Raw genomic sequence first — 19,616 nt, 5'->3', positions numbered from 1 at the left:
GCCGTGCATACCGATTGAGCTGAAGGAAGATTTCGATGAAAAAAACGATCCGGATCGCGTCGCTGGCGCTGGCCGTCACGATGGCGACGCTGGGCTGCACCGCGCAGGCCGACCAGACCACCGACAAGCTGAAAGCCACGCTGCAGGCCCGTCTCGGCAACGACGCGCCGATCAAGAGCGTGTCGAAATCGCCGGTCGCGGGCCTTTACGAAGTGAACCTCGGCTCGCAGATCATCTATAGCGACGCGGCGGGCGACTACGTGCTGCTCGGCGACCTCGTCGACACCAAGACGCACAAGAACCTGACCGACGCACGCCTGTCCGAGATCAACAAGATCGACTTCGCGAGCCTGCCGTTCGCGAATGCGATCAAGGTCGTCAAGGGCAACGGCGCACGCAAGATCGCGGTGTTCTCCGATCCGAACTGCCCGTACTGCAAGAAGCTCGAGACGACGCTGCAGTCGATCGACAACGTCACCGTCTACACGTTCCTGTACCCGGTGCTGTCGCCGGATTCGACCGCGAAGTCGAAGGCGATCTGGTGCGCGACCGACCGCGCGAAAACCTGGCAGAGCTGGATGCTCGATCACCGTGCGCCGTCCGGCGCCGGTAGCTGCGATACCAGCGCGCTCGACAAGAACCTCGCGCTTGGCCGCGGGATGAACGTCACGGGCACGCCGACGATCTTCCTGCCGGACGGCCGCCGCCTGCCGGGCGCGGTATCGGCCGACCAGCTCAACCAGGCGCTCGCCTCGAGCAAGTAACCGACCGACACGCCGGGCCGCATGGCCCGGCCAGCGAGGGGCGCCCGCGTTATCTGCCGGCGCCTCTCTTCGTTTTCGCCGCCCCGACCGATTGCCACGATGACCCAGCCGATCCGCTATTCGATTGTCCCGAAAGATCTTGCCGCGCACCTGTTCGAAGTGTCGGTGACGGTCGCCGATCCCGATCCCGCAGGCCAGCGCTTCTCGCTGCCGGTGTGGATTCCGGGCAGCTACCTCGTGCGCGAGTTCGCGCGCAACATCGTGACGCTCGGCGCGTTCAACGACGCAGGCCGCAAGGTGCGGATCGCGAAGACCGACAAGCACACGTGGCAGGCCGCGCCCGTGACCGGTGCGCTGACGCTGCGCTACGACGTGTATGCGTGGGACCTGTCGGTGCGTTCCGCGTATCTCGACGAATCGGGCGGCTTCTTCAATGCGACGGCCGTGTTCCTGAGCGTCGCGGGCCGCCAGGACGCGCCGTGCGAAGTCGACATCGCGAAGCCGGCCGGCGCGGCGTTCCGCGCGTGGCGCGTCGGCACCGCGCTGCCCGAGGCGCGCGGCACGAAGCGCTACGGCTTCGGTGCATATCGCGCAGCGAACTACGACGAGCTTTCCGACCATCCGGTGACGATCGGCGAATTCGCGCTCGCGACATTCGACGCGCACGGCGTGCCGCACGACATCGTGGTCGCGGGGCGCGTGACGCAGCTTGACCTGGAGCGGCTGCGGGCCGACCTGAAGCGGGTGTGCGAAGCGCAGATCGCACTGTTCGAGCCGAAATCGAAGAAGGCGCCGATGGACCGCTACGTGTTCATGACGCTTGCGGTCAGCGACGGCTACGGCGGCCTCGAGCATCGCGCATCGACCGCGCTGATCTGCAACCGCACCGACCTGCCGGTGAAGGGGCGGCCCGAGACGACGGAAGGCTATCGCACGTATCTCGGCCTTTGCAGCCACGAGTACTTTCACACCTGGAACGTGAAGCGCATCAAGCCGGCGGCGTTCGTGCCGTACGACCTGACGCGCGAGAACTACACGTCGCTGCTGTGGCTGTTCGAGGGTTTCACGTCGTATTACGACGACCTGATGCTGGTGCGCAGCGGATTGATGTCGCAGGACGAATATTTCGCGGCGCTCGGCCGCACGATCGGCGGCGTGCTGCGCGGCACGGGCCGGCTCAAGCAGAGCGTCGCGGAAAGCTCGTTCGACGCGTGGATCAAGTACTACCGCCAGGACGAGAACGCGACCAACGCGATCGTCAGCTACTACACGAAGGGTTCGCTCGTTGCACTCGCGTTCGATCTGGCGATCCGCTCGCAGACGCGCAACCGGAAGTCGCTCGACGACGTGATGCGCCTGCTGTGGCAACGCTACGGTCGCGATTTCTATCGCGGCAAGCAGGCGGGCGTCGCGGAAGACGAAGTCGAGACGCTGATCGAAGAAGCGACGGGCGTTGCGCTCGGCCGTCTGTTCGCCGACGCCGTGCACGGCACGCGCGACCTGCCGCTCGGCGAGCTGCTCGCGCCGTTCGGCGTGACGCTCGCACCGGATATCGCGAACGGCGCGGCCGCGAAGCCGACGATCGGTGCGCGCTTGCGCGGCGGCGCGGACTGCACGTTCGCGGCTGTCTATGGAGGCGGCGCCGCGCATCGCGCGGGGCTGTCGGCCGGCGACACGCTGATTGCGGTCGACGGGCTGCGCGTCACGGGCACCAACCTCGATGCGCTGCTCGCGCGCTACCGGCCGGGCGACAAGGTCGAGGTTCACGCGTTCCGCCGCGACGAGCTGCGTACCGCGAAACTGAAGCTCGACGGTCCGGAGATCACGCGCTACCGGCTGACGTCGGCCGCGAAGCCGGCCGCGGCATCGAAGGCCCGGGAAGCCTGGCTGAAGGGCTGAGCGCACGGCAGCGGTAATCGGGGCGCGATCGAGGATTGTTCTGCTGCTGCAACAATCCGTCGCCCTGAACCCGCTTTTTCCGGCAAATGCGGCCACGCACAATGGCGTCACTCGCGCTACCGAAGCGCAACCCAACCGGAGCATGACATGACGACCATTCTGCAAATCAATTCCGCCGCGCGTTCGCAAGGCGCGCAATCTACGCTGCTGGCCAACGAACTGACGGCAAAGCTGCAACAATCGAACCCCAGCGCGAAGGTCGTGGTTCGCGATCTGCTGGCCGATGCGCTGCCGCACCTCGACGAATCGGTGCTCGGCGCGTTCTTCACGCCGGCCGACCAGCGCAGCGCGGAGCAGAATGCGATCGTCGCGAAGAGCGATGCACTGATTGCTGAGCTGCAAGCCGCCGACATCATCGTGATCGGCGCGCCGATGTACAACTTCGGCATCTCGTCGCAACTGAAGACGTACTTCGACTGGATCGCACGCGCAGGCGTCACGTTCCGCTACACCGAGAACGGTCCGGAAGGCCTGATCAAGGGCAAGAAGGTCCACGTGGTGACGGCCCGCGGCGGGAAGTACGCCGGTACGCCGAACGATAGCCAGACGCCGTACCTGCGCACGTTCCTCGGCTTCGTCGGCATGACCGACGTGAGCTTCATCTTCGCGGAAGGCCTGAACCTCGGCCCGGATGCGCAGAGCGCCGCGCTCGCCAGCGCACGCGAAGCGATTGCCGCCGCGTAAGGTCGATGCGGGTGCGACGCACTCGCTGCATCGTCCGAAAAAAACGCCGCGCCCCCGAAGGGGCGCGGCGTTTTTGCATTCCGGCCGGCGACGAAGCCGGCGCGGCCGTTACGCGAGCGTCTCGGCCGCTTCCGGCAGGCGCCAGTCGATCGGTTCGCAGCCTGCTTCGACCAGATACTCGTTCGCGAGCGTGAAATGGCGGCAGCCGAGGAAGCCGCGGTGCGCGGACAGCGGCGACGGATGCGGCGCCTCGAGCACGCAATGCGCACTCGTGTCGAACAGTGCGCGCTTCGCCTGCGCGTGCGCGCCCCACAGCATGAAGACGAGCCCGCGATGGCGGCCGGCGAGTTCGCGGATCAGCGTGTCCGTGCATTGCTCCCAGCCGCGCTTCGCATGGCTCGCGGCCGCGCCGCGCTCGACCGTCAGCACGGTGTTGAGCAGCAGCACGCCCTGGCGCGCCCACGTGTCGAGGCAGCCGTGACGCGGCGTGTCGTGACCGAAGTTCGCGGCGATTTCCTTGAAGATGTTGCGCAGCGACGGCGGCGTGCGGACGGCCGGCGGCACCGAGAACGCGAGGCCGTGCGCCTGCGGCGTGCCGCGATCGTCGCCGTGGTAGGGGTCCTGGCCGAGGATCACGACCTTCACGTCGTCCGGGCTCGTGAGGCGCAGCGCGCGGAACACGTCGGTCGGGTAGACCGTCTTGCCGGCCGCACGCTCGTCGTCGACGAAGCCGCACAGCGGCGCGTACGCGTCGCTGTCGGTAAAGGGTTTCAGCACGTCGCGCCAGACGGCCGGCAGCGCGTCGAATTGTGCGGCGAGGTGCGGGACGTCGGCGGCAACGGGCTTCGGCGCCGTGGCGGCCGGGGCCGGCGCGGCGGCTTTCCTTGCGGGCTTGCACCCGGCCGCGGGCGGCGCGGAAACCGGGGACGGAATATCGGCCGATGCCGTTTCCGGCGCGGGATCATCGAACAGCGACGCCTGTTGCGGCGCGCGGGAAGTCTTGCGGGTTGCCATGCGTGATGCGTGTTTATTGCGCGCGCAGCCGGTAGCCGCGCTGCGCCTTGCTGATGTTTTCGGGAGCGAGGCCCGGCAGCGCCTGCTGCAGTTCGGCGGCGAGCGTCGCGAGCGCCGCTTCCGGGCCGTCGATCAGTTCGAGTTCGATTTCGCTGATCGGTTCGCGGCGCGTTTCGTGTTCCGCCTGGACGACGATTTCGCCGAGGTCCACCGCGGCTTCGACGGTTGCGCCGCCGATTGCGATGCGCCACAGCGTACGCGAAAAATCCGTGCGGAACAGCGCGGACAGCGCGCCGGCCGCGTCGCTCAGCGCCGCGGCGGCTTCCGGCACGTCGCAGGCCGCGACGAGCGCATCCATCTCGAGCGCGTCACCGGCCACAGGCAGTTCCCATTCGTGGCGGCGATGCAGGCCGCCTTCCGCGCTGCCGACCGTCTTGAACGTCTGCAGCCAGCCGTGCGGCGTGCGGCGCACGCGCACCGCGCTCTTCGAGCGCGCCAGCGCGAGATCGGGCGTGTCGTAATAGACGTTCGCGAGCGTGATGTCGTGACCGGGTTCGCCGGTCAGCGTCTCGAAGAAGCGCCGCGCGGCATCGGCCTGGCCGGCCGGCAGCGCGAGCTTGATTTCCCTTTCGATCGCCATCAGAAGAACATCCGCGCGAGTTCCTCGCCCGGCTGGTCGGCGCGCATGAACGCTTCGCCGACGAGGAACGTGTTCACGTTTGCCGCGCGCATCGTGTCGACGTCGATGCGCGACAGGATGCCCGATTCGGTCACGACGATGCGGTCCGGCGGAATCATGTCGAGCATGTCGAGCGTGGTCTGGATCGACGTCTCGAACGTGCGCAGGTTGCGGTTGTTGATGCCGAGCAGCGGCGTCTTGAGCGTCAGCGCCTGCTCCATCTCGTTGCGGTCGTGCACTTCGACCAGCACCGCGAGGCCGAGCGAGTGCGCATACGCTTCGAGATCCTGCATCAGCGGCGTGTCGAGCGCGGCGGCGATCAGCAGGATCGCGTCGGCGCCCATCGCGCGCGCCTCGAGGATCTGGTACGCGTCGACGATGAAGTCCTTGCGCAGCACGGGCAGCGTGCAGGCTGCGCGCGCCTCTTCGAGGTAGCGGACGCTGCCCTGGAAGAACTGCTCGTCGGTCAGCACCGACAGGCACGCGGCGCCGTGCGCCGCATACGAGCGCGCGATGTCGGCCGGCACGAAATGCTCGCGCAGCACGCCCTTCGACGGGCTTGCCTTCTTGATTTCGGCGATCACGGCGGCGTCGCCGGCCGCGTGCTTCGCACGCAGCGCGCCGACGAAATCGCGCAGGTCGCGCGCGGATGCGTCCAGCTTCAGTGCCTCGAGCGGCGTGCTGCGCATGGCCGCCGCGACTTCTTCGCGCTTGACGGCGATGATTCGGTCGAGAATGTCGCTCATGTGGGTTCCTGCTTGAGTCGTAAGGGGAGTCAGCGCTTGAACTGCTGCGTGAAGCGCACGAGTTCGTCGACTTTCGCGCGCGCCTTGCCGCTCGCGATCGCTTCGCGGGCGAGCTGGATGCCGTCCGCGATCGATTCGGCGACGTTCGCCGCATAGAGCGCGGTGCCCGAATTCAGCGTGACGATCTCGCGTGCGACGCCCGGCTGGTTGTCCAGTGCGCCGAGCAGCATCGCACGGGATTCGTCGGCATTTTCCACCTTCAGCGTGCGGTTCGACACCATCTGCAGGCCGAAGTCTTCCGGATGGATCTCGTATTCGTGCACCTTGCCGTCGCGCAATTCGCCGACGAGCGTCGCGGCGCCGAGCGACACCTCGTCCATCCCGTCCTTGCCGTATACGACGAGCACGTGCTGCGCGCCGAGGCGCTGCATCACGCGCACCTGGATGCCGACGAGGTCGGGGTGGAACACGCCCATCAACTGGTTCGGCGCGCCGGCCGGATTGGTCAGCGGGCCGAGGATGTTGAAGATCGTGCGCACGCCGAGCTCGCGGCGCACGGCCGCGATGTTCTTCATCGCCGGGTGATGGTTCGGCGCGAACATGAAGCCCATGCCCGTTTCAGCGATCGACGCGGCGACCTGGTCCGACTGCAGGTCGATGTTCACGCCGAGCGCCTCGAGCACGTCGGCGCTGCCGGACTTGCTCGACACGCCGCGGTTGCCGTGCTTCGCGACTTTCGCGCCGGCCGCCGCCGTGACGAACATCGACGCGGTCGAGATGTTGAACGTGTGCGAGCCGTCGCCGCCGGTGCCGACGATGTCGACGAAGTTCGAGTTGTCCAGCACGTCCACGTGGTTCGCGAATTCGCGCATCACGGTCGCGGCGGCGGCGATCTCGCCGATCGTCTCCTTCTTCACGCGCAGCCCGGTGATGATTGCGGCGGCCATCACGGGCGACATGTCGCCGCGCATGATGAGCCGCATCAGGTGCAGCATCTCGTCGTGGAAGATCTCGCGGTGTTCGATCGTGCGCTGCAGCGCTTCCTGCGGGGTAATCGTCATCATGAGGCTCCCGTCAGGCGGCTTGCGCGGCCGCGGCGCGGGCCTGCTTCAGGAAATTCTCGAGCAGCGCATGGCCGTGCTCGGACAGGATCGATTCCGGGTGGAACTGCACGCCTTCGACCGGCAGCGTCTTGTGGCGCACGCCCATGATTTCGCCGTCGTCGGTCCATGCGGACACCTCGAGGCAGTCGGGCAGCGATTCGCGCTCGATCGCGAGCGAGTGGTAGCGCGTAACGTCGAAATGCTTCGGCAGGTCGGCGAACACGCCGCGGCAGTCCGTTTCGATCCGGCTCACCTTGCCGTGCATGATGGTCTTCGCGCGCACGACGCGGCCGCCGAATGCCTCGCCGATCGCCTGGTGGCCGAGGCAGACGCCGAGGATCGGCTTCTTGCCCGAAAATTCACGCAGCACGTCGAGCGTGATGCCCGCGTGCTGCGGGTTGCTCGGCCCCGGCGACAGGCAGATCGCGTCGGGATTCAGGCGTGCGATCTCGTCGAGCGTGATTTCGTCGTTGCGGTACGTGTGCACGTCCTCGCCCAGTTCGCCGAAGTACTGGACCAGGTTGTAGGTGAACGAGTCGTAGTTGTCGATCATGAGCAGCATGGTCAGTCTCCGGTCAGAAGTCGCTATCGAGGCCGTCCTGGACCTGTTCGGCCGCACGCAGCACCGCGCGCGCCTTGTTCTCGGTCTCTTGCCATTCGGATTCGGGCACCGAATCCGCGACGACGCCGGCCGCCGCTTGCACATACAGGTTGCCGTTGTGGATCAGGCCCGTGCGGATCGCGATCGCGAGATCCATCTCGCCCGAGAACGACAGGTAGCCCACCGCGCCGCCGTACAGCCCGCGCTTGATCGGCTCGAGCTCGTCGATCAGCTCCATCGCGCGTACCTTCGGCGCACCGGACAGCGTGCCGGCCGGGAACGTCGCGCGCAGCACGTCGTAGTTCGTCATGCCGGGCTTCAGCTTGCCCTCGACCGAGCTGACGATGTGCTGCACGTGCGAGTACTTCTCGATGACCATCTTGTCGGTCACCTGCACCGAGCCGATTTCGGCGATGCGGCCGACGTCGTTGCGCGCGAGGTCGATCAGCATCACGTGCTCGGCGATCTCCTTCGGATCGTTGAGCAGTTCGGTCGCGAGTTCCGCATCGCGCTCGGGCGTGTTGCCGCGCGGTCGCGTGCCGGCGAGCGGGCGAATCGTGACGATCTGGTCTTCACCGCGCTTTTCCTGGCGCACGAGGATTTCCGGCGATGCGCCGACCACGTGGAAATCGCCGAAGTTGTAGTAGTACATGTACGGCGACGGATTCAGCGAACGCAGCGCGCGATACAGCGACAGCGGATTGTCGCGGTACGGCTTGGTCAGCCGCTGGCCGACCTGGATCTGCATCAGCTCGCCGGCCGCGATGTATTCCTTCGCCTGGCGCACGGCGGCCAGATAGTCTTCCTTCTTGAACTCGCGGAACGTCTCGGTGCGCACGCTCGCCGACGTGACGGGCGGCTGCACGGTCGTGCGCAGGCGCTGCTTCAGTTCGCGCAGGCGCTGTTTCGCCTTCGCGTAGGCTTCCGGCTGGCCCGGGTCCGCATAGATGATCAGGTACAGCTTGCCGGCGAGGTTGTCGATTACCGCGACTTCCTCGGTCAGCAGCAACTGGATATCGGGCAGGCCGAGATCGTCGCGCGGCGCGGTGTTCGCGAGCTTCTTCTCGATATAGCGCACCGCGTCGTAGCCGAAGTAGCCGGCGAGACCGCCGCAGAAGCGCGGCAGGCCCGGACGCTGCGCGACCTTGAAGCGCGCCTGGAACGATTCGATGAATTGGAACGGGTCGCCGTCATGCGTCTCGACGACCTGGCCGTCGCGCACGACTTCCGACACGCCGTTGCGGGTGCGCACGAGCGTGCGGGCGGGCAGGCCGATGAACGAGTAGCGGCCGAAGCGTTCGCCGCCCACCACCGATTCGAGCAGGAACGAGTTGGCGCCCGCACGTTCGGGCTGGGCCAGCTTCAGGTAGAGGGACAGCGGCGTTTCGAGATCGGCGAGGGCTTCCGCGATCAGCGGGATACGGTTGTAGCCTTCGTTCGCGAGCGATTGGAATTCGAGTTCGGTCATGTTCCGGTCCTGTTCGGGACGAGCGGCGCGTGCGCCAGGGATCACTTGACGCTGCGCGGGTTGCCGTCGGCGAAAGGGCGGTCGATCGAGAAGTGCCTGTTGCCGGCCGGCAGTCCGGGCGTGAACGTCGCGAGCCTGCGGCCGATCCTGAACGCAAGCGTTCGGAAGCGGTGGAACTCGAGGTGGTGCGACGATCGGCGCGCGGATGCGCAGCGAGATAAAAAACGGCGCTGAAGACGTGCTTCAGCGTACCTCATCGAAGAGGTTAGCGCGACCAGCGACGCCAGGGCCAGGCTCCCCGGTCGATGCTGCTCAGACTCCGTTTTTTATTCAGAAACATGCGGATGGAAGAAATAATCAGAGGGTTGGCCGGCCGGCGTTGTGCGCGGTGATCGCGCGAGCTGCGACCAGCAACGAATCGACTATACCATCCGAATTTATCGTTTGTATAGCTTTGCCGTGGTTGTAGCCGTATGGCACCGTCAGCGTCGCCATCCCGGCCGCGCGGCCCGCCAGGGCGTCGTTTTCCGAGTCGCCGATCGCGACCGCCGCGTCCGGTGCGACGCCGAGCGCATCGCAGGCCGTCAGCATCGGCAGCGGGTCGGGCTTCTTGCGCGCGACGCTGTCGCCGCCCAGCACGATGCCGAAGCAAGCGGCCAGCCCGTATTGTTCGAGCAGCTCGACCGCGAAGCGGTGCGGTTTGTTCGTCACGCACGCGAGCCGGATGCCGGCCGCGCGCAGCGCGTCGAGACCGGCTGCCACATCCGGATAGAGGCGCGTATGGCGGCCGTTGATCTTCGCGTATTCGGTCTGGTAGATCGCCAGGGCGTCGTCGAAGCGCGCGTGCGCCTCGTCGGCCGGGAAGCGCGGTTTCAGCACGCTCCGGATCAGGTGCTCGGAGCCCTTGCCGACGTAGCCGATCACTTCGTCGCGCGACGTGGCCGGTGCGTCGAGCCGCGCAAGCATCCCGTTCAGGCCGGCCGTGAAATCGTCGGCCGTGTCGACCATCGTGCCGTCGAGATCGATCAGCGCCGCGTCGATGCGCGGCGCGGCGAAGCGGATCGGGGCGGCGTCCGTTGCGGCCCCGGCCGGCACATGGCCGGCGAGCGACGATTCGGCCACGGCTCAGCTCCGCTCGACGGTGGCGAGCGCGGCGCGCATCTCGTCGATCACCTTGCGGTAGTCGGGCTTGCCGAAGATCGCCGAACCCGCGACGAAAGTGTCGGCACCGGCCGCCGCGATTTCCGCGATGTTGTCGGTTTTCACGCCGCCGTCGACCTCGAGCAGGATCTCGCGGCCCGTGCGCTCGGTGTATGCGTCGATGCGTGCGCGTGCTTCGCGCAGCTTGTTCAGCGTTTCCGGAATGAAGGACTGGCCGCCGAAGCCGGGGTTGACCGACATCAGCAGCACGAAGTCGAGGCGGTCCATCACGTGGTCGAGGTAGTTCAGCGGCGTGGCCGGATTGAACACGAGGCCGGCCTTGCAGCCGTGGTCGCGGATCAGCGACAGCGTGCGGTCGATGTGATCGGAGCCTTCCGGGTGGAAGCTGATCAGGTTCGCACCGGCCTTCGCGAAATCGGGCACGATCCGGTCGACCGGGCGTACCATCAGGTGCACGTCGATCGGAACCTGCACGTGCGGGCGGATCGCTTCGCACACGAGCGGGCCGATCGTCAGGTTCGGCACATAATGGTTGTCCATCACGTCGAAGTGGATCCAGTCGGCGCCTGCGGCGACCACGTTGCGGACTTCTTCGCCGAGCCGTGCGAAATCGGCCGACAGGATGCTGGGAGCGATGCGGAATTGGGTCATGGCAGGAGAGCGGGGACGTTGCGGCGCAAAACCGACATTCTACCGCCCGGCGGCCGGCGCGCGGCGGCGGGCCGTGCGGTTGCAGCCCGATTCCGCATCAAGCAGAATGCCGAACCAAAGCGGCGCGTCCGCGGCCCCGTCGCCCACGCCGGCACGGACAGTCACCCTCCAGCGGAAACACCATGAGTCAGTATCAGTTCACCGTTTCGGTGAAAACCAGCTACTTGCCGGAACAATCCGACCCCGATCGCCGTCAATACGCATTCGCGTACACGCTGACGATTCGCAACACGGGACAGGTCGCGGCGCAGCTGATCGCGCGTCACTGGATCATCACGGACAGCGAGAGCCACGTGCAGGAGGTGAAGGGGCTCGGCGTCGTCGGGCACCAGCCGCTGCTGCAGCCGGGCGAGCAGTTTGAATACACGAGCTGGGCCGTGATCGCGACGCCGGTCGGTACGATGCGTGGCGCGTACTTCTGCGTGGCGGAGGACGGCGAACGTTTCGAGGCGCCGGTCGAGGAATTTGCGCTGCACATGCCGCGCACGCTGCATTGAGCGCGCGGAGCGCGTCAGCGCGGCTGGCGATCGTTGTTGCGGGCGTGCTTCTTTCGGCCCGACGACGTCCACACGACGATGAAGATCAGCAGGGCAAGCGCTACGAAGGCTTCGAGCGCGAAGATGAGCATCGGATATTGGTCGAGAAAATCTGACATGGCGGTTTCCATCAAGAACGGACATTGTATGTGGTTTGGGCCCCGGCTGGCCGGCTGGGTTGCGGCGGCCGCGGCGGCGGCGCTGCTTGCCGCGTGCGGCGGCGCGCCGACGCGAACGTCTGCGCTCAAGCCGCCGACCGGCGCGGCGATCGTGCCGGGGCAGGTTGCCGCGAAGCGGCTCACGCCGGTTGCATGGCAGCAGGTACCGGGCTGGCAGGACGATTCGCTGCTCGGCGCGACGGCCGCGCTGCGGCAGAACTGCGTGCGGCTCGCGCGCCAGCCGGCCTGGCAGCGCGCTTGCGCGGCCGCCGACCGGCTCGACGAGCTCGACGCCAGCAGCGCACGCGCCTTCTTCGAAACGTATTTCACGCCGTTCCAGCTCGCGAACACCGACGGCACGCTCGATGGGCTCGTGACCGGCTATTACGAGCCGCTGCTGCATGGTTCGCGTGTGCGCCGCGGCCCGTATCAATACGCGCTCTATCGCTGGCCGGCCGGTTATCGCGCGGGCGCCGCACTGCCTGCGCGCGCACAGCTCGAGCGTGCGGGCGTCCTGAACGGCAACGAACTCGTGTGGGTCGACGATCCGATCGAGGCGTTCTTCCTGCAGGTGCAGGGCTCGGGGCGCGTGCTGCTCGACGATGGTTCGGTGATGCGGGTCGGCTTCGGCGGTACCAACAACCAGCCTTACCGCTCGATCGGCAAATGGCTGCTCGATCGCGGCGAGCTGACGCCCGCGCAGGCGACGATGCAGGGCATCAAGGCATGGGCGAAGGCAAACCCGAACCGCGTCGACGCGTTGCTCGACACGAATCCGCGGTTCGTGTTTTTCCGCGACATGCCGACCAAGGAAGATGCGCCGCATGGCGGCGCGGACGGCCCGATCGGCGCGCTCGGCGTGCCGCTGACGGCGGAGCGTTCGATCGCGGTCGATCCGTCGTCGATCCCGCTCGGCACACCCGTGTTCCTGCAGACCACGCGCCCGCTGACGAATACGCCGATGAACCGGCTCGTGTTCGCGCAGGATACGGGCTCCGCGATCAAGGGCGGTGTGCGGGCCGACTATTTCTGGGGGCTCGGCGACGACGCAGGCGACCAGGCCGGCCGGATGAAGCAGGTCGGGCGGATGTGGCTGCTGTTCCCGAATTCGTGACGTGCGGCGGCGTGGGCTGTCCGGGGGCCGTCCACGCATGAGACGCGGCATTCGCGGGCGCGACGGTGCGCGTGGAGTGCGTCGGTCTGAGAGCGGTGTACCCGAGTGGTATCAGTTCGTGTGATGCGCCTGTCGCGTCGAACGACGTCGCGGAACACAATAAATAGCCCGATTGGCGTTGGCCGATCGGGCTATTCTTTTGTTGCGCAACGGGATTGCCTCTCCGCGCGACGCACGCGCAGCGTCTGCCGTCAGCCCTTGCGCTTGTCGACGACGCGGCGCGCTTTGCCGACCGAGCGCTCGATGCCGTTCACGGGCAGCACGTTGATCACGGCCGTCACGCCGATCAGCGACTTGATGTCATGCGCGAGCGCCTGTTTCGCCGCGTGGATCGCCGCCGTATCCGGCGCGGTCTCGGGGCAGGGCTCGACGTTGAGCGTCAGCACGTCGAGCGGGCCTTCCTTCGTCAGCACGATCTGATAGTGCGGCGCGAGCGCGCGCTGCTTGAGCAACTGTTCCTCGATTTGCGTCGGGAACACGTTGACGCCGCGCACGATCATCATGTCGTCCGAGCGGCCGGTGATCTTTTCCATCCGGCGCATCGTGCGAGCGGTGCCGGGCAGCAGGCGCGTGAGGTCGCGTGTCCGGTAACGGATGATCGGCAGCGCCTCCTTCGTCAGCGACGTAAACACGAGCTCGCCGAGTTCGCCGTCCGGCAGCACTTCGCCGGTGTCCGGATCGATGATTTCCGGATAGAAGTGATCTTCCCAGATGGTCGGGCCGTCCTTGGTCTCGACGCATTCGGACGCGACGCCGGGGCCCATCACTTCGGACAGCCCGTAGATGTCGACCGCGTCGATGCCCATCCGCTGCTCGATCGCGACGCGCATGTCGTTGGTCCATGGCTCCGCGCCGAAGATGCCGATGCGCAGCGAACTCTGCACGGGATCGAGGCCCTGGCGCTCGATTTCGTCGGCGATCGACAACATGTAGCTCGGCGTCACCATGATGATGTCGGGCCGGAAATCCTGGATCAGTTGTACCTGCTTCTCGGTCTGGCCGCCTCCGAACGGAATCACGGTCAGTCCCGCACGTTCGGCGCCGTAGTGCGCGCCGAGCCCGCCGGTGAACAAGCCGTACCCGTAGCTGACGTGTACCTTGTCGCCGCGACGTGCACCGGCTGCGCGGATCGAGCGCGCGACGAGATTCGCCCACGTGTCGATGTCGCCGGCCGTATAGCCGACGACCGTCGGCTTGCCGGTCGTGCCCGAGGACGCGTGGATGCGCGAGATCTGGTCCTGCGGCACGGCGAACATCCCGAACGGGTAACTGTCGCGCAGGTCGCCCTTGGTCGTGAACGGGAAGCGCGACAGGTCGGCGAGCGTCTTCAGGTCGTCGGGATGCACGCCCGCGTCGTCGAACTTGCGACGATAGACGGGAGAGTGGTCATACGCATGCCGGAGCGACCACTTGAGGCGTTCGAGCTGCAGCGCGGTCAGCTCGTCGCGTGAGGCGGTCTCGATCGGCTCGAGCGGTAGCGGGGTAGTCATGCATGTCTCCAGTGTTTGTTATGTGCGAGCCGTCGACGTCAGCGGTCTTCCGGGATGACCGTGCCCTTGATCTGGGCGGATTTGCCGCGAAACATCGCGACCGTTTCGCCTGTCTGGTTCGTGACGCGGATGTCGTAGATGCCTTGGCGGCCGGCGCGCGCCTGTTCGATCGCCTCGGCCGTCAGCACGTCGTCGCCGCGCACGGGGCGCAGGAATTCGATCGAGCAGCCGGCAGCGACCGTATTCAGGTTGTACGAGTTGCACGCGAACGCGAACGTCGAATCTGCGAGCGTGAAGATGATCCCGCCGTGGCAGGTCTGATGCCCGTTCAGGAACTCTGGCCGCACGCGCATCTGCAGGCGTGCGTAGCCCGCGCGTACTTCTGCGATTTCCATGCCGAACGCGCGGCTGCATGCGTCGGCGTCGTACATGGCCTGCGCGGTGGCGCGGGCGAGCGAATCGGGATCGAGCGTGGCGGTGGCGTCCGTCATGTCAACGTCCCTCGAAGCGCGGTGCGCGCTTCTCGATGAATGCCTGCACGCCTTCCGCGTAGTCGTGCGACTGGCCCAGCTTGCGCTGCAGGTCGCGTTCCAGGTCGAGCTGCTGGTCGAGCGTGTTCGTGACGCTGTCGCGCATCGATTGCTTGATCGATGCGATCGCGAGCGTCGGCTGCTGCGCGAGCTGGGTCGCGAGCTGCCGGGCTGACGCGTCGAGTGAGTCGTCGTCGACCGCGCGCCAGATCAGGCCCCATTGCTCGGCCTGTTCGGCGCCGAGCTTGTCGCCGGTCAGCGCAAGCCCCAGCGCGCGTGCCATGCCGACGCGTTGCGGCAGGAACCACGTGCCGCCCGAATCGGGCACGAGTCCGATCTTGACGAAGGCCTGGATGAAACTGCTCGAGCGGGCGGCGAACACGAGATCGCATGCGAGTGCGAGATTCGCGCCGGCGCCGGCCGCCGTGCCGTTGACGGCGGCGATCACCGGCATCGGCAGACGCTGCAGGCGGCGGATCAGCGGATTGAAATGCTCGTCGATCAGCGTGCCGAGGTCGGTGGACGCACCCGGCGTGAAGTCGAGGTCGGCCAGGTCCTGGCCCGCGCAGAAGCCGCGCCCCGCACCCGTCAGAATCAGCGCGCGTGCGCCGGCCGCTTCGACTTCATCGAGAGCCGACTGCAGTTCGCGATGCATCGCCCGCGTGAAGCTGTTCAGCTTGTCGGGGCGGTTGAGGGTGATCGTGGTCACGCGCGCGGCTTGATCGATATCCAGCTGAATCGCCTGATAGGACATGCAGTGTCTCCTTCATGACTTCGTTATAGGCGCGCGGCGCGTCGGTTACACGCGCTCGATCGCGAGTGCGATGCCCTGGCCGACGCCGATGCACATCGTACACAGCGCAAAGCGGCCGCCCGTACGCTCGAGTTGGTGGAGCGCCGTGGTCACGAGCCGTGCGCCCGATGCGCCGAGCGGATGGCCGAGTGCGATCGCTCCGCCGTTCGGGTTCACGCGCGGATCGTCGTCGGCGACGCCGAGCATGCGCAGTACCGCGAGACCTTGCGACGCAAACGCCTCGTTCAGCTCGATCACGTCGAACTGGTCGATCGTCATGCCGAGTCGCGCAAGCAGTTTCTGCGTGGCCGGCGCGGGGCCGATGCCCATCACGCGCGGCTCGACGCCCGCCGTCGCCATGCCGACGACGCGCGCGCGGCGGCGCAGGCCGTACTGATCCGCTGCCTGTGCATTGGCGAGCAGCAGCGCGCATGCGCCGTCGTTGACGCCCGATGCATTGCCGGCCGTCACCGAGCCGTCCGGGCGCACGACGCCCTTCAGCTTCGCGAGTGCCTCGAGTGACGTCTCGCGCGGATGTTCGTCGCGCGACACGACAATGGCGTCGCCCTTCTTCTGCGCAATCGTGACTGCAACGATTTCCTCGGCGAGCGTGCCGTCCTGCTGCGCACGCGCGGCCTTCTGCTGGCTGCGCAGCGCGAACAGGTCCTGGTCGGCGCGGCTGATGTTGTAGTCGACCGCGACGTTCTCGGCCGTCTCCGGCATCGAATCGACGCCGTGAAGCTGTTTCATCAGCGGATTGACGAAGCGCCAACCGATCGTCGTATCGAAGATGTCGGCCTGGCGTGCGAACGCGCTCGCGGCCTTGCCCATCACGAACGGCGCGCGCGTCATGCTCTCGACGCCGCCGGCGATCATCAGGCGCGCTTCGCCCGATTTGATCGCGCGCGCGGCCGTGCCGACCGCGTCCATCCCGGAGCCGCACAGCCGATTCAGCGTCGTGCCCGGCACGGCGGTCGGCAGGCCCGCCAGCAGCGCAGACATGCGCGCGACGTTGCGGTTGTCCTCGCCGGCCTGGTTCGCGCAGCCGTAGATCACGTCGTCGATCGCCGTCCAGTCGACGTTGCGGTTGCGCTCGAGCAGCGCCTTGAGCGGCACCGCGCCTAGATCGTCGGCACGGACATCTTTCAGGGCGCCGCCGTAGCGGCCGATGGGGGTGCGAATCGCGTCGCAGATGTAGGCGTCTGTCATGGGCGTATCGATGAACAACGAACCCGCCGGGTGGCGGATTCGTTCATGGTAGAGAACGTGGCGGCGTTTGCACGTCGGCCATTCGGGTTATGCCGGTTGGCCAGCTTCCGCAGGTACCGACTTCGGGGCAACATGGACGCGGCTTTGCACCACGCGGAACCGGTTGGCGACGAACGCCGGGTCGGCCAGCGCCGCGTTGGCGGCCGGGTTTGCCCCCGTGCCGTGGAAATCGGAGAACGCGGCCGACTGGTTGACGAACACGCCGCCCGTCAGGTTGATCGACAGCGCGACACCGCCGCGCACCGCTGCATCGTGGGCGGCGTCGACGATTGCGTCGTCGGTGCTGTAGACGGAGAGGGTCAGCGCGCCATGTTCCGCCGCGATTTCGCCGGCGAGATCGAGCGACTGCGCGGTCGAGTCGGTCGCGATCACGAACGAGATCGGGCCGAACCACTCCTGCGTGAATTTCTCGCGATCGGTCACGTCGAGTTGCAGCACGAGCGGTGTGCGCACGCGGGCGTCGGGGAACGCGGGGTGCTGAAGGGCCAGGCTGTCGGCGAGCACGCGGCCGAGGTGGCGGGCGTCGTCGATGCGCGCGGTCACGCCGTCGTTCTGGATTGCGCCGATCAGTTCGACCGAACGTGCCGCGTCGCCGGTCAGTTTTTGCACGGCAACGGCGATGGCTTGCGCGACTTCGTCGAAGCTCGCATGGCCGTCCGCCGTCCGGATGCCGTCGCGCGGCACGTAGATGTTCTGCGGCGCCGTGCACATCTGGCCGGAGTACAGCGCCAGCGAGAAAGCGATGTTCTTGGCTGCGGCCTTCAGGTCGTCGGTCGAGTCGATCACGATCTGGTTGACGCCGGCTTTCTCGGTGTAGACCTGTGCCTGGTGCGCATGGCGTTCGAGCCACGTGCCGTTCTGCGTGCTGCCCGTGAAGTCGATCAGCTTGATCTCGGGGCGCAGCGCGAGGTCCTGAACGAGGGCGCCGTCGTTGGGCTCGGTCGCCAGGAGCGTGACGACGTTCGGATCGAACCCGGCTTCGCGCAGCACGTCGCGGGCGATCCGGACCGTGACTGCGAGCGGCAGGATCGCACCCGGATGCGGTTTGACGATCACGGTGTTACCGGTTGCCAGATCGGCGAACAGGCCCGGGTAGCCGTTCCAGGTCGGGAATGTGCAGCAGCCGAGCACGAGCCCCGTGCCGCGCGGGACGATCGTGTAGCGCTTGTGCATCGCGAGCGGCGGGTTCTTGCCTTGCGGCTTTTCCCAGTGAGCTTCGGCCGGGATGCGGCGCAGTTCGTCCCATGCATAGGCGACAGCCTCGAGCGCGCGATCCTGTGCGTGCGGGCCGCCGGCTTGGAACGCCATCATGAATGCCTGCCCCGTGGTGTGCATCACACTGTAGGCGATCTCGAAGCTCGCGCGGTTCAGGCGCGCGAGGATTTCGAGGCTCACACCGATCCAGGCGCTGGGGCCGGCTTCGCGCCACGTGCGTTGCGCGGCGGCTGCGGCGGCGATCAGTGCGTCGGGCGTCGACTTCGGATACCGGATGCCCAGTGCGATGCCGTACGGCGACCGCTCTGCGCCGACCGTTTCGCCTGACGCCGGCTGGTCGAGCGCGAACGTCTTGTCGAGGTGCGACTTGAACGCTGCTTCGCCGTCTGCGTTCGCGCTTTCCCCGTACACTTTGGGACTCGGCATTTCGGCGAACGGGCTCCAGTACCCGCGGCTCTCGATGGCGGCGAGTGCGTGCTTCAGCGTGTCTTCGTGCTTCGTGAACAGTGCATGGGTCATGGCGGCAGCCTGATGGACGTTGAGAGGGGTTGGATCGATTAATTAACCGACCGGTTGGTCGGAGAATGTTAGCATCAAACTATTCGCATGTGCGAGGCGTTTCTCATTTCATTGATCGAGGAGAAATAGATGGCTTACGAGAACATCCTGGTGGAGACCCGGGGGCGTGTCGGGCTGGTTACGCTGAACCGTCCGAAGGCGCTGAACGCGCTGAACGATGCACTGATGGATGAACTGGGCGACGCACTGAAGGCGTTCGACGCGGACGACGGCATCGGCGCGATCATCGTGACGGGGAGCGAGAAGGCGTTCGCGGCTGGTGCGGACATCGGCATGATGGCGACCTATTCCTATATGGATGTTTACCGGGGCGACTACATCACGCGCAACTGGGAGACGGTCCGCCAGATCCGCAAGCCGATCATTGCTGCGGTTTCGGGCTTTGCGCTGGGCGGCGGCTGCGAGCTCGCGATGATGTGCGACATCATCTTCGCGGCGGACACGGCGAAGTTCGGCCAGCCGGAGATCAAGCTGGGCATCATGCCGGGCGCGGGCGGCACGCAGCGTCTGCCGCGTGCGGTGTCGAAGGCGAAGGCGATGGACATGTGCCTGACCGCGCGCTTCATGGATGCCGCCGAAGCGGAGCGCGCCGGGCTTGTGTCGCGCGTGCTGCCGGCCGACAAGCTGCTCGACGAGGCGATTGCCGCCGCGGCGACGATCGCCGAGTTCTCGCTGCCGGCGGTCATGATGGTCAAGGAGTCGGTGAACCGTGCGTACGAGACGACGCTGGCAGAAGGTGTCCACTTCGAGCGCCGGTTGTTCCATTCGCTGTTTGCGACTGAGGACCAGAAGGAAGGGATGGCGGCATTCGTCGAGAAACGGAAGCCTGAGTTCAAGAACCGCTGATTGGGCTGCATCGCGGCAGGGCAGGTGTCGGCGACTGGTTTGCACCGGTTGTCGGCACAGTCGCCCGGCCGTTTGAGCCCGAAGCCACCGTGCGCGCGAGCGCACGGTGGCTTTTTCAAAATAATTTCACAAAGGG

At 66.7% G+C, this 19,616-nt stretch carries 20 protein-coding genes; 6 read left to right on the top strand and 14 right to left on the bottom strand.

Features of this window, described 5'->3' with window-relative positions; translation table 11 throughout:
• Positions 1–35 precede the first annotated feature (35 nt).
• From OEJ37_RS17790 to OEJ37_RS17780, 3 genes are all read left to right on the top strand, one after another.
• Positions 36–764, top strand: coding sequence for a DsbC family protein (locus OEJ37_RS17790; protein WP_152862733.1), 729 nt, complete (start codon positions 36–38; stop codon positions 762–764).
• A gap of 99 nt (positions 765–863) precedes the next feature.
• Positions 864–2,663 (top strand): M61 family metallopeptidase, encoded by a 1,800-nt coding sequence (locus tag OEJ37_RS17785; protein ID WP_263345007.1) that lies wholly within the window; start codon positions 864–866, stop codon positions 2,661–2,663.
• 147 nt (positions 2,664–2,810) lie between these two features.
• The gene (locus OEJ37_RS17780; RefSeq protein WP_174417271.1) at positions 2,811–3,407 is read left to right on the top strand and encodes an FMN-dependent NADH-azoreductase; all 597 of its coding nucleotides are present in this window, start codon (positions 2,811–2,813) and stop codon (positions 3,405–3,407) included.
• Positions 3,408–3,515: 108 nt separating this feature from the next.
• Here the strand turns inward: OEJ37_RS17780 and OEJ37_RS17775 are convergent, their stop codons facing one another.
• The 8 genes from OEJ37_RS17775 to rpe all read right to left on the bottom strand — a co-directional run bounded on the left by OEJ37_RS17775 (position 3,516) and on the right by rpe (position 10,830).
• The gene (locus OEJ37_RS17775; protein WP_175921045.1) at positions 3,516–4,421 is read right to left on the bottom strand and encodes a uracil-DNA glycosylase; all 906 of its coding nucleotides are present in this window, start codon (positions 4,419–4,421) and stop codon (positions 3,516–3,518) included.
• Positions 4,422–4,434: 13 nt separating this feature from the next.
• Positions 4,435–5,061 (bottom strand): CYTH domain-containing protein, encoded by a 627-nt coding sequence (locus OEJ37_RS17770; RefSeq protein WP_175948163.1) that lies wholly within the window; start codon positions 5,059–5,061, stop codon positions 4,435–4,437.
• Positions 5,061–5,846, bottom strand: a complete 786-nt coding sequence (gene trpC / locus OEJ37_RS17765; protein WP_175921046.1) for an indole-3-glycerol phosphate synthase TrpC — start codon at positions 5,844–5,846, stop codon at positions 5,061–5,063. Before trpC ends, OEJ37_RS17770 begins: the two co-directional genes overlap by 1 nt.
• Positions 5,847–5,875: 29 nt before the next feature.
• Positions 5,876–6,907, bottom strand: a complete 1,032-nt coding sequence (trpD, locus tag OEJ37_RS17760; RefSeq protein WP_174417427.1) for an anthranilate phosphoribosyltransferase — start codon at positions 6,905–6,907, stop codon at positions 5,876–5,878.
• 13 nt (positions 6,908–6,920) lie between these two features.
• Entirely contained in the window at positions 6,921–7,511 is a 591-nt protein-coding gene (locus OEJ37_RS17755; protein WP_175921048.1) for an aminodeoxychorismate/anthranilate synthase component II, read from the bottom strand.
• Positions 7,512–7,524: 13 nt separating this feature from the next.
• On the bottom strand, positions 7,525–9,018 hold the full coding sequence (gene trpE, locus OEJ37_RS17750; protein WP_105392259.1) for an anthranilate synthase component I: 1,494 nt from the start codon (positions 9,016–9,018) through the stop codon (positions 7,525–7,527).
• A gap of 357 nt (positions 9,019–9,375) precedes the next feature.
• The gene (locus OEJ37_RS17745) at positions 9,376–10,140 is read right to left on the bottom strand and encodes a phosphoglycolate phosphatase (protein WP_174417265.1); all 765 of its coding nucleotides are present in this window, start codon (positions 10,138–10,140) and stop codon (positions 9,376–9,378) included.
• A gap of 3 nt (positions 10,141–10,143) precedes the next feature.
• Positions 10,144–10,830, bottom strand: a complete 687-nt coding sequence (rpe, locus tag OEJ37_RS17740; protein ID WP_011883156.1) for a ribulose-phosphate 3-epimerase — start codon at positions 10,828–10,830, stop codon at positions 10,144–10,146.
• A gap of 182 nt (positions 10,831–11,012) precedes the next feature.
• Between rpe and apaG the strand changes: the two genes are divergently transcribed.
• On the top strand, positions 11,013–11,387 hold the full coding sequence (gene apaG / locus OEJ37_RS17735) for a Co2+/Mg2+ efflux protein ApaG (protein ID WP_047899700.1): 375 nt from the start codon (positions 11,013–11,015) through the stop codon (positions 11,385–11,387).
• A gap of 14 nt (positions 11,388–11,401) precedes the next feature.
• On the opposite strand, the gene OEJ37_RS17730 is transcribed toward apaG, so the two are convergent.
• Positions 11,402–11,545, bottom strand: a complete 144-nt coding sequence (locus tag OEJ37_RS17730; RefSeq protein ID WP_014898203.1) for a hypothetical protein — start codon at positions 11,543–11,545, stop codon at positions 11,402–11,404.
• A 28-nt stretch (positions 11,546–11,573) separates the two neighbouring features.
• On the opposite strand from OEJ37_RS17730, the gene OEJ37_RS17725 reads away from it, so the two are divergent.
• Positions 11,574–12,698, top strand: coding sequence for a murein transglycosylase A (locus OEJ37_RS17725; RefSeq protein WP_244130892.1), 1,125 nt, complete (start codon positions 11,574–11,576; stop codon positions 12,696–12,698).
• Positions 12,699–12,949: 251 nt separating this feature from the next.
• Here the strand turns inward: OEJ37_RS17725 and paaK are convergent, their stop codons facing one another.
• From paaK to paaN, 5 genes are all read right to left on the bottom strand, one after another.
• Positions 12,950–14,248: a phenylacetate--CoA ligase PaaK gene (gene paaK / locus OEJ37_RS17720; protein ID WP_174417264.1), complete on the bottom strand. Its 1,299-nt coding sequence runs from the start codon at positions 14,246–14,248 to the stop codon at positions 12,950–12,952.
• Between the two features lie 38 nt (positions 14,249–14,286).
• Complete coding sequence (paaI, locus tag OEJ37_RS17715) at positions 14,287–14,739, bottom strand: hydroxyphenylacetyl-CoA thioesterase PaaI (RefSeq protein ID WP_174417263.1); 453 nt, start codon at positions 14,737–14,739, stop codon at positions 14,287–14,289.
• 1 nt (position 14,740) lies between these two features.
• Positions 14,741–15,532, bottom strand: a complete 792-nt coding sequence (paaG, locus tag OEJ37_RS17710; RefSeq protein WP_263345005.1) for a 2-(1,2-epoxy-1,2-dihydrophenyl)acetyl-CoA isomerase PaaG — start codon at positions 15,530–15,532, stop codon at positions 14,741–14,743.
• Positions 15,533–15,577: 45 nt separating this feature from the next.
• Positions 15,578–16,780 carry a 3-oxoadipyl-CoA thiolase gene (gene pcaF / locus OEJ37_RS17705; protein ID WP_263345004.1) on the bottom strand — a complete coding sequence of 401 codons (1,203 nt, stop codon included), beginning with the start codon at positions 16,778–16,780 and terminating at the stop codon, positions 15,578–15,580.
• Positions 16,781–16,867: 87 nt separating this feature from the next.
• On the bottom strand, positions 16,868–18,574 hold the full coding sequence (paaN, locus tag OEJ37_RS17700) for a phenylacetic acid degradation protein PaaN (RefSeq protein WP_263345003.1): 1,707 nt from the start codon (positions 18,572–18,574) through the stop codon (positions 16,868–16,870).
• A 129-nt stretch (positions 18,575–18,703) separates the two neighbouring features.
• Between paaN and OEJ37_RS17695 the strand changes: the two genes are divergently transcribed.
• Positions 18,704–19,480 carry an enoyl-CoA hydratase gene (locus OEJ37_RS17695; protein ID WP_174417259.1) on the top strand — a complete coding sequence of 259 codons (777 nt, stop codon included), beginning with the start codon at positions 18,704–18,706 and terminating at the stop codon, positions 19,478–19,480.
• Positions 19,481–19,616: the final 136 nt, after the last annotated feature.

The organism is Burkholderia sp. BKH01 (assembly GCF_025685725.1).
Classification (GTDB): Bacteria; Pseudomonadota; Gammaproteobacteria; order Burkholderiales; family Burkholderiaceae; genus Burkholderia; species Burkholderia pyrrocinia_C.
This window is presented reverse-complemented; position numbering and strand designations above follow the sequence as displayed.

Excerpts from the sequence above, each read along its gene's own strand:
- OEJ37_RS17790 (WP_152862733.1), top strand. The coding sequence starts at position 36 with ATGAAAAAAACGATCCGGATCGCGTCGCTGGCGCTGGCCGTCACGATG.
- OEJ37_RS17785 (WP_263345007.1), top strand. The coding sequence starts at position 864 with ATGACCCAGCCGATCCGCTATTCGATTGTCCCGAAAGATCTTGCCGCG.
- OEJ37_RS17780 (WP_174417271.1), top strand. The coding sequence starts at position 2,811 with ATGACGACCATTCTGCAAATCAATTCCGCCGCGCGTTCGCAAGGCGCG.
- OEJ37_RS17775 (WP_175921045.1), bottom strand. The coding sequence starts at position 4,421 with ATGGCAACCCGCAAGACTTCCCGCGCGCCGCAACAGGCGTCGCTGTTC.
- OEJ37_RS17770 (WP_175948163.1), bottom strand. The coding sequence starts at position 5,061 with ATGGCGATCGAAAGGGAAATCAAGCTCGCGCTGCCGGCCGGCCAGGCC.
- trpC (WP_175921046.1), bottom strand. The coding sequence starts at position 5,846 with ATGAGCGACATTCTCGACCGAATCATCGCCGTCAAGCGCGAAGAAGTC.
- trpD (WP_174417427.1), bottom strand. The coding sequence starts at position 6,907 with ATGACGATTACCCCGCAGGAAGCGCTGCAGCGCACGATCGAACACCGC.
- OEJ37_RS17755 (WP_175921048.1), bottom strand. The coding sequence starts at position 7,511 with ATGCTGCTCATGATCGACAACTACGACTCGTTCACCTACAACCTGGTC.
- trpE (WP_105392259.1), bottom strand. The coding sequence starts at position 9,018 with ATGACCGAACTCGAATTCCAATCGCTCGCGAACGAAGGCTACAACCGT.
- rpe (WP_011883156.1), bottom strand. The coding sequence starts at position 10,830 with ATGACCCAATTCCGCATCGCTCCCAGCATCCTGTCGGCCGATTTCGCA.
- apaG (WP_047899700.1), top strand. The coding sequence starts at position 11,013 with ATGAGTCAGTATCAGTTCACCGTTTCGGTGAAAACCAGCTACTTGCCG.
- OEJ37_RS17730 (WP_014898203.1), bottom strand. The coding sequence starts at position 11,545 with ATGTCAGATTTTCTCGACCAATATCCGATGCTCATCTTCGCGCTCGAA.
- OEJ37_RS17725 (WP_244130892.1), top strand. The coding sequence starts at position 11,574 with ATGTGGTTTGGGCCCCGGCTGGCCGGCTGGGTTGCGGCGGCCGCGGCG.
- paaK (WP_174417264.1), bottom strand. The coding sequence starts at position 14,248 with ATGACTACCCCGCTACCGCTCGAGCCGATCGAGACCGCCTCACGCGAC.
- paaI (WP_174417263.1), bottom strand. The coding sequence starts at position 14,739 with ATGACGGACGCCACCGCCACGCTCGATCCCGATTCGCTCGCCCGCGCC.
- paaG (WP_263345005.1), bottom strand. The coding sequence starts at position 15,532 with ATGTCCTATCAGGCGATTCAGCTGGATATCGATCAAGCCGCGCGCGTG.
- pcaF (WP_263345004.1), bottom strand. The coding sequence starts at position 16,780 with ATGACAGACGCCTACATCTGCGACGCGATTCGCACCCCCATCGGCCGC.
- paaN (WP_263345003.1), bottom strand. The coding sequence starts at position 18,574 with ATGACCCATGCACTGTTCACGAAGCACGAAGACACGCTGAAGCACGCA.
- OEJ37_RS17695 (WP_174417259.1), top strand. The coding sequence starts at position 18,704 with ATGGCTTACGAGAACATCCTGGTGGAGACCCGGGGGCGTGTCGGGCTG.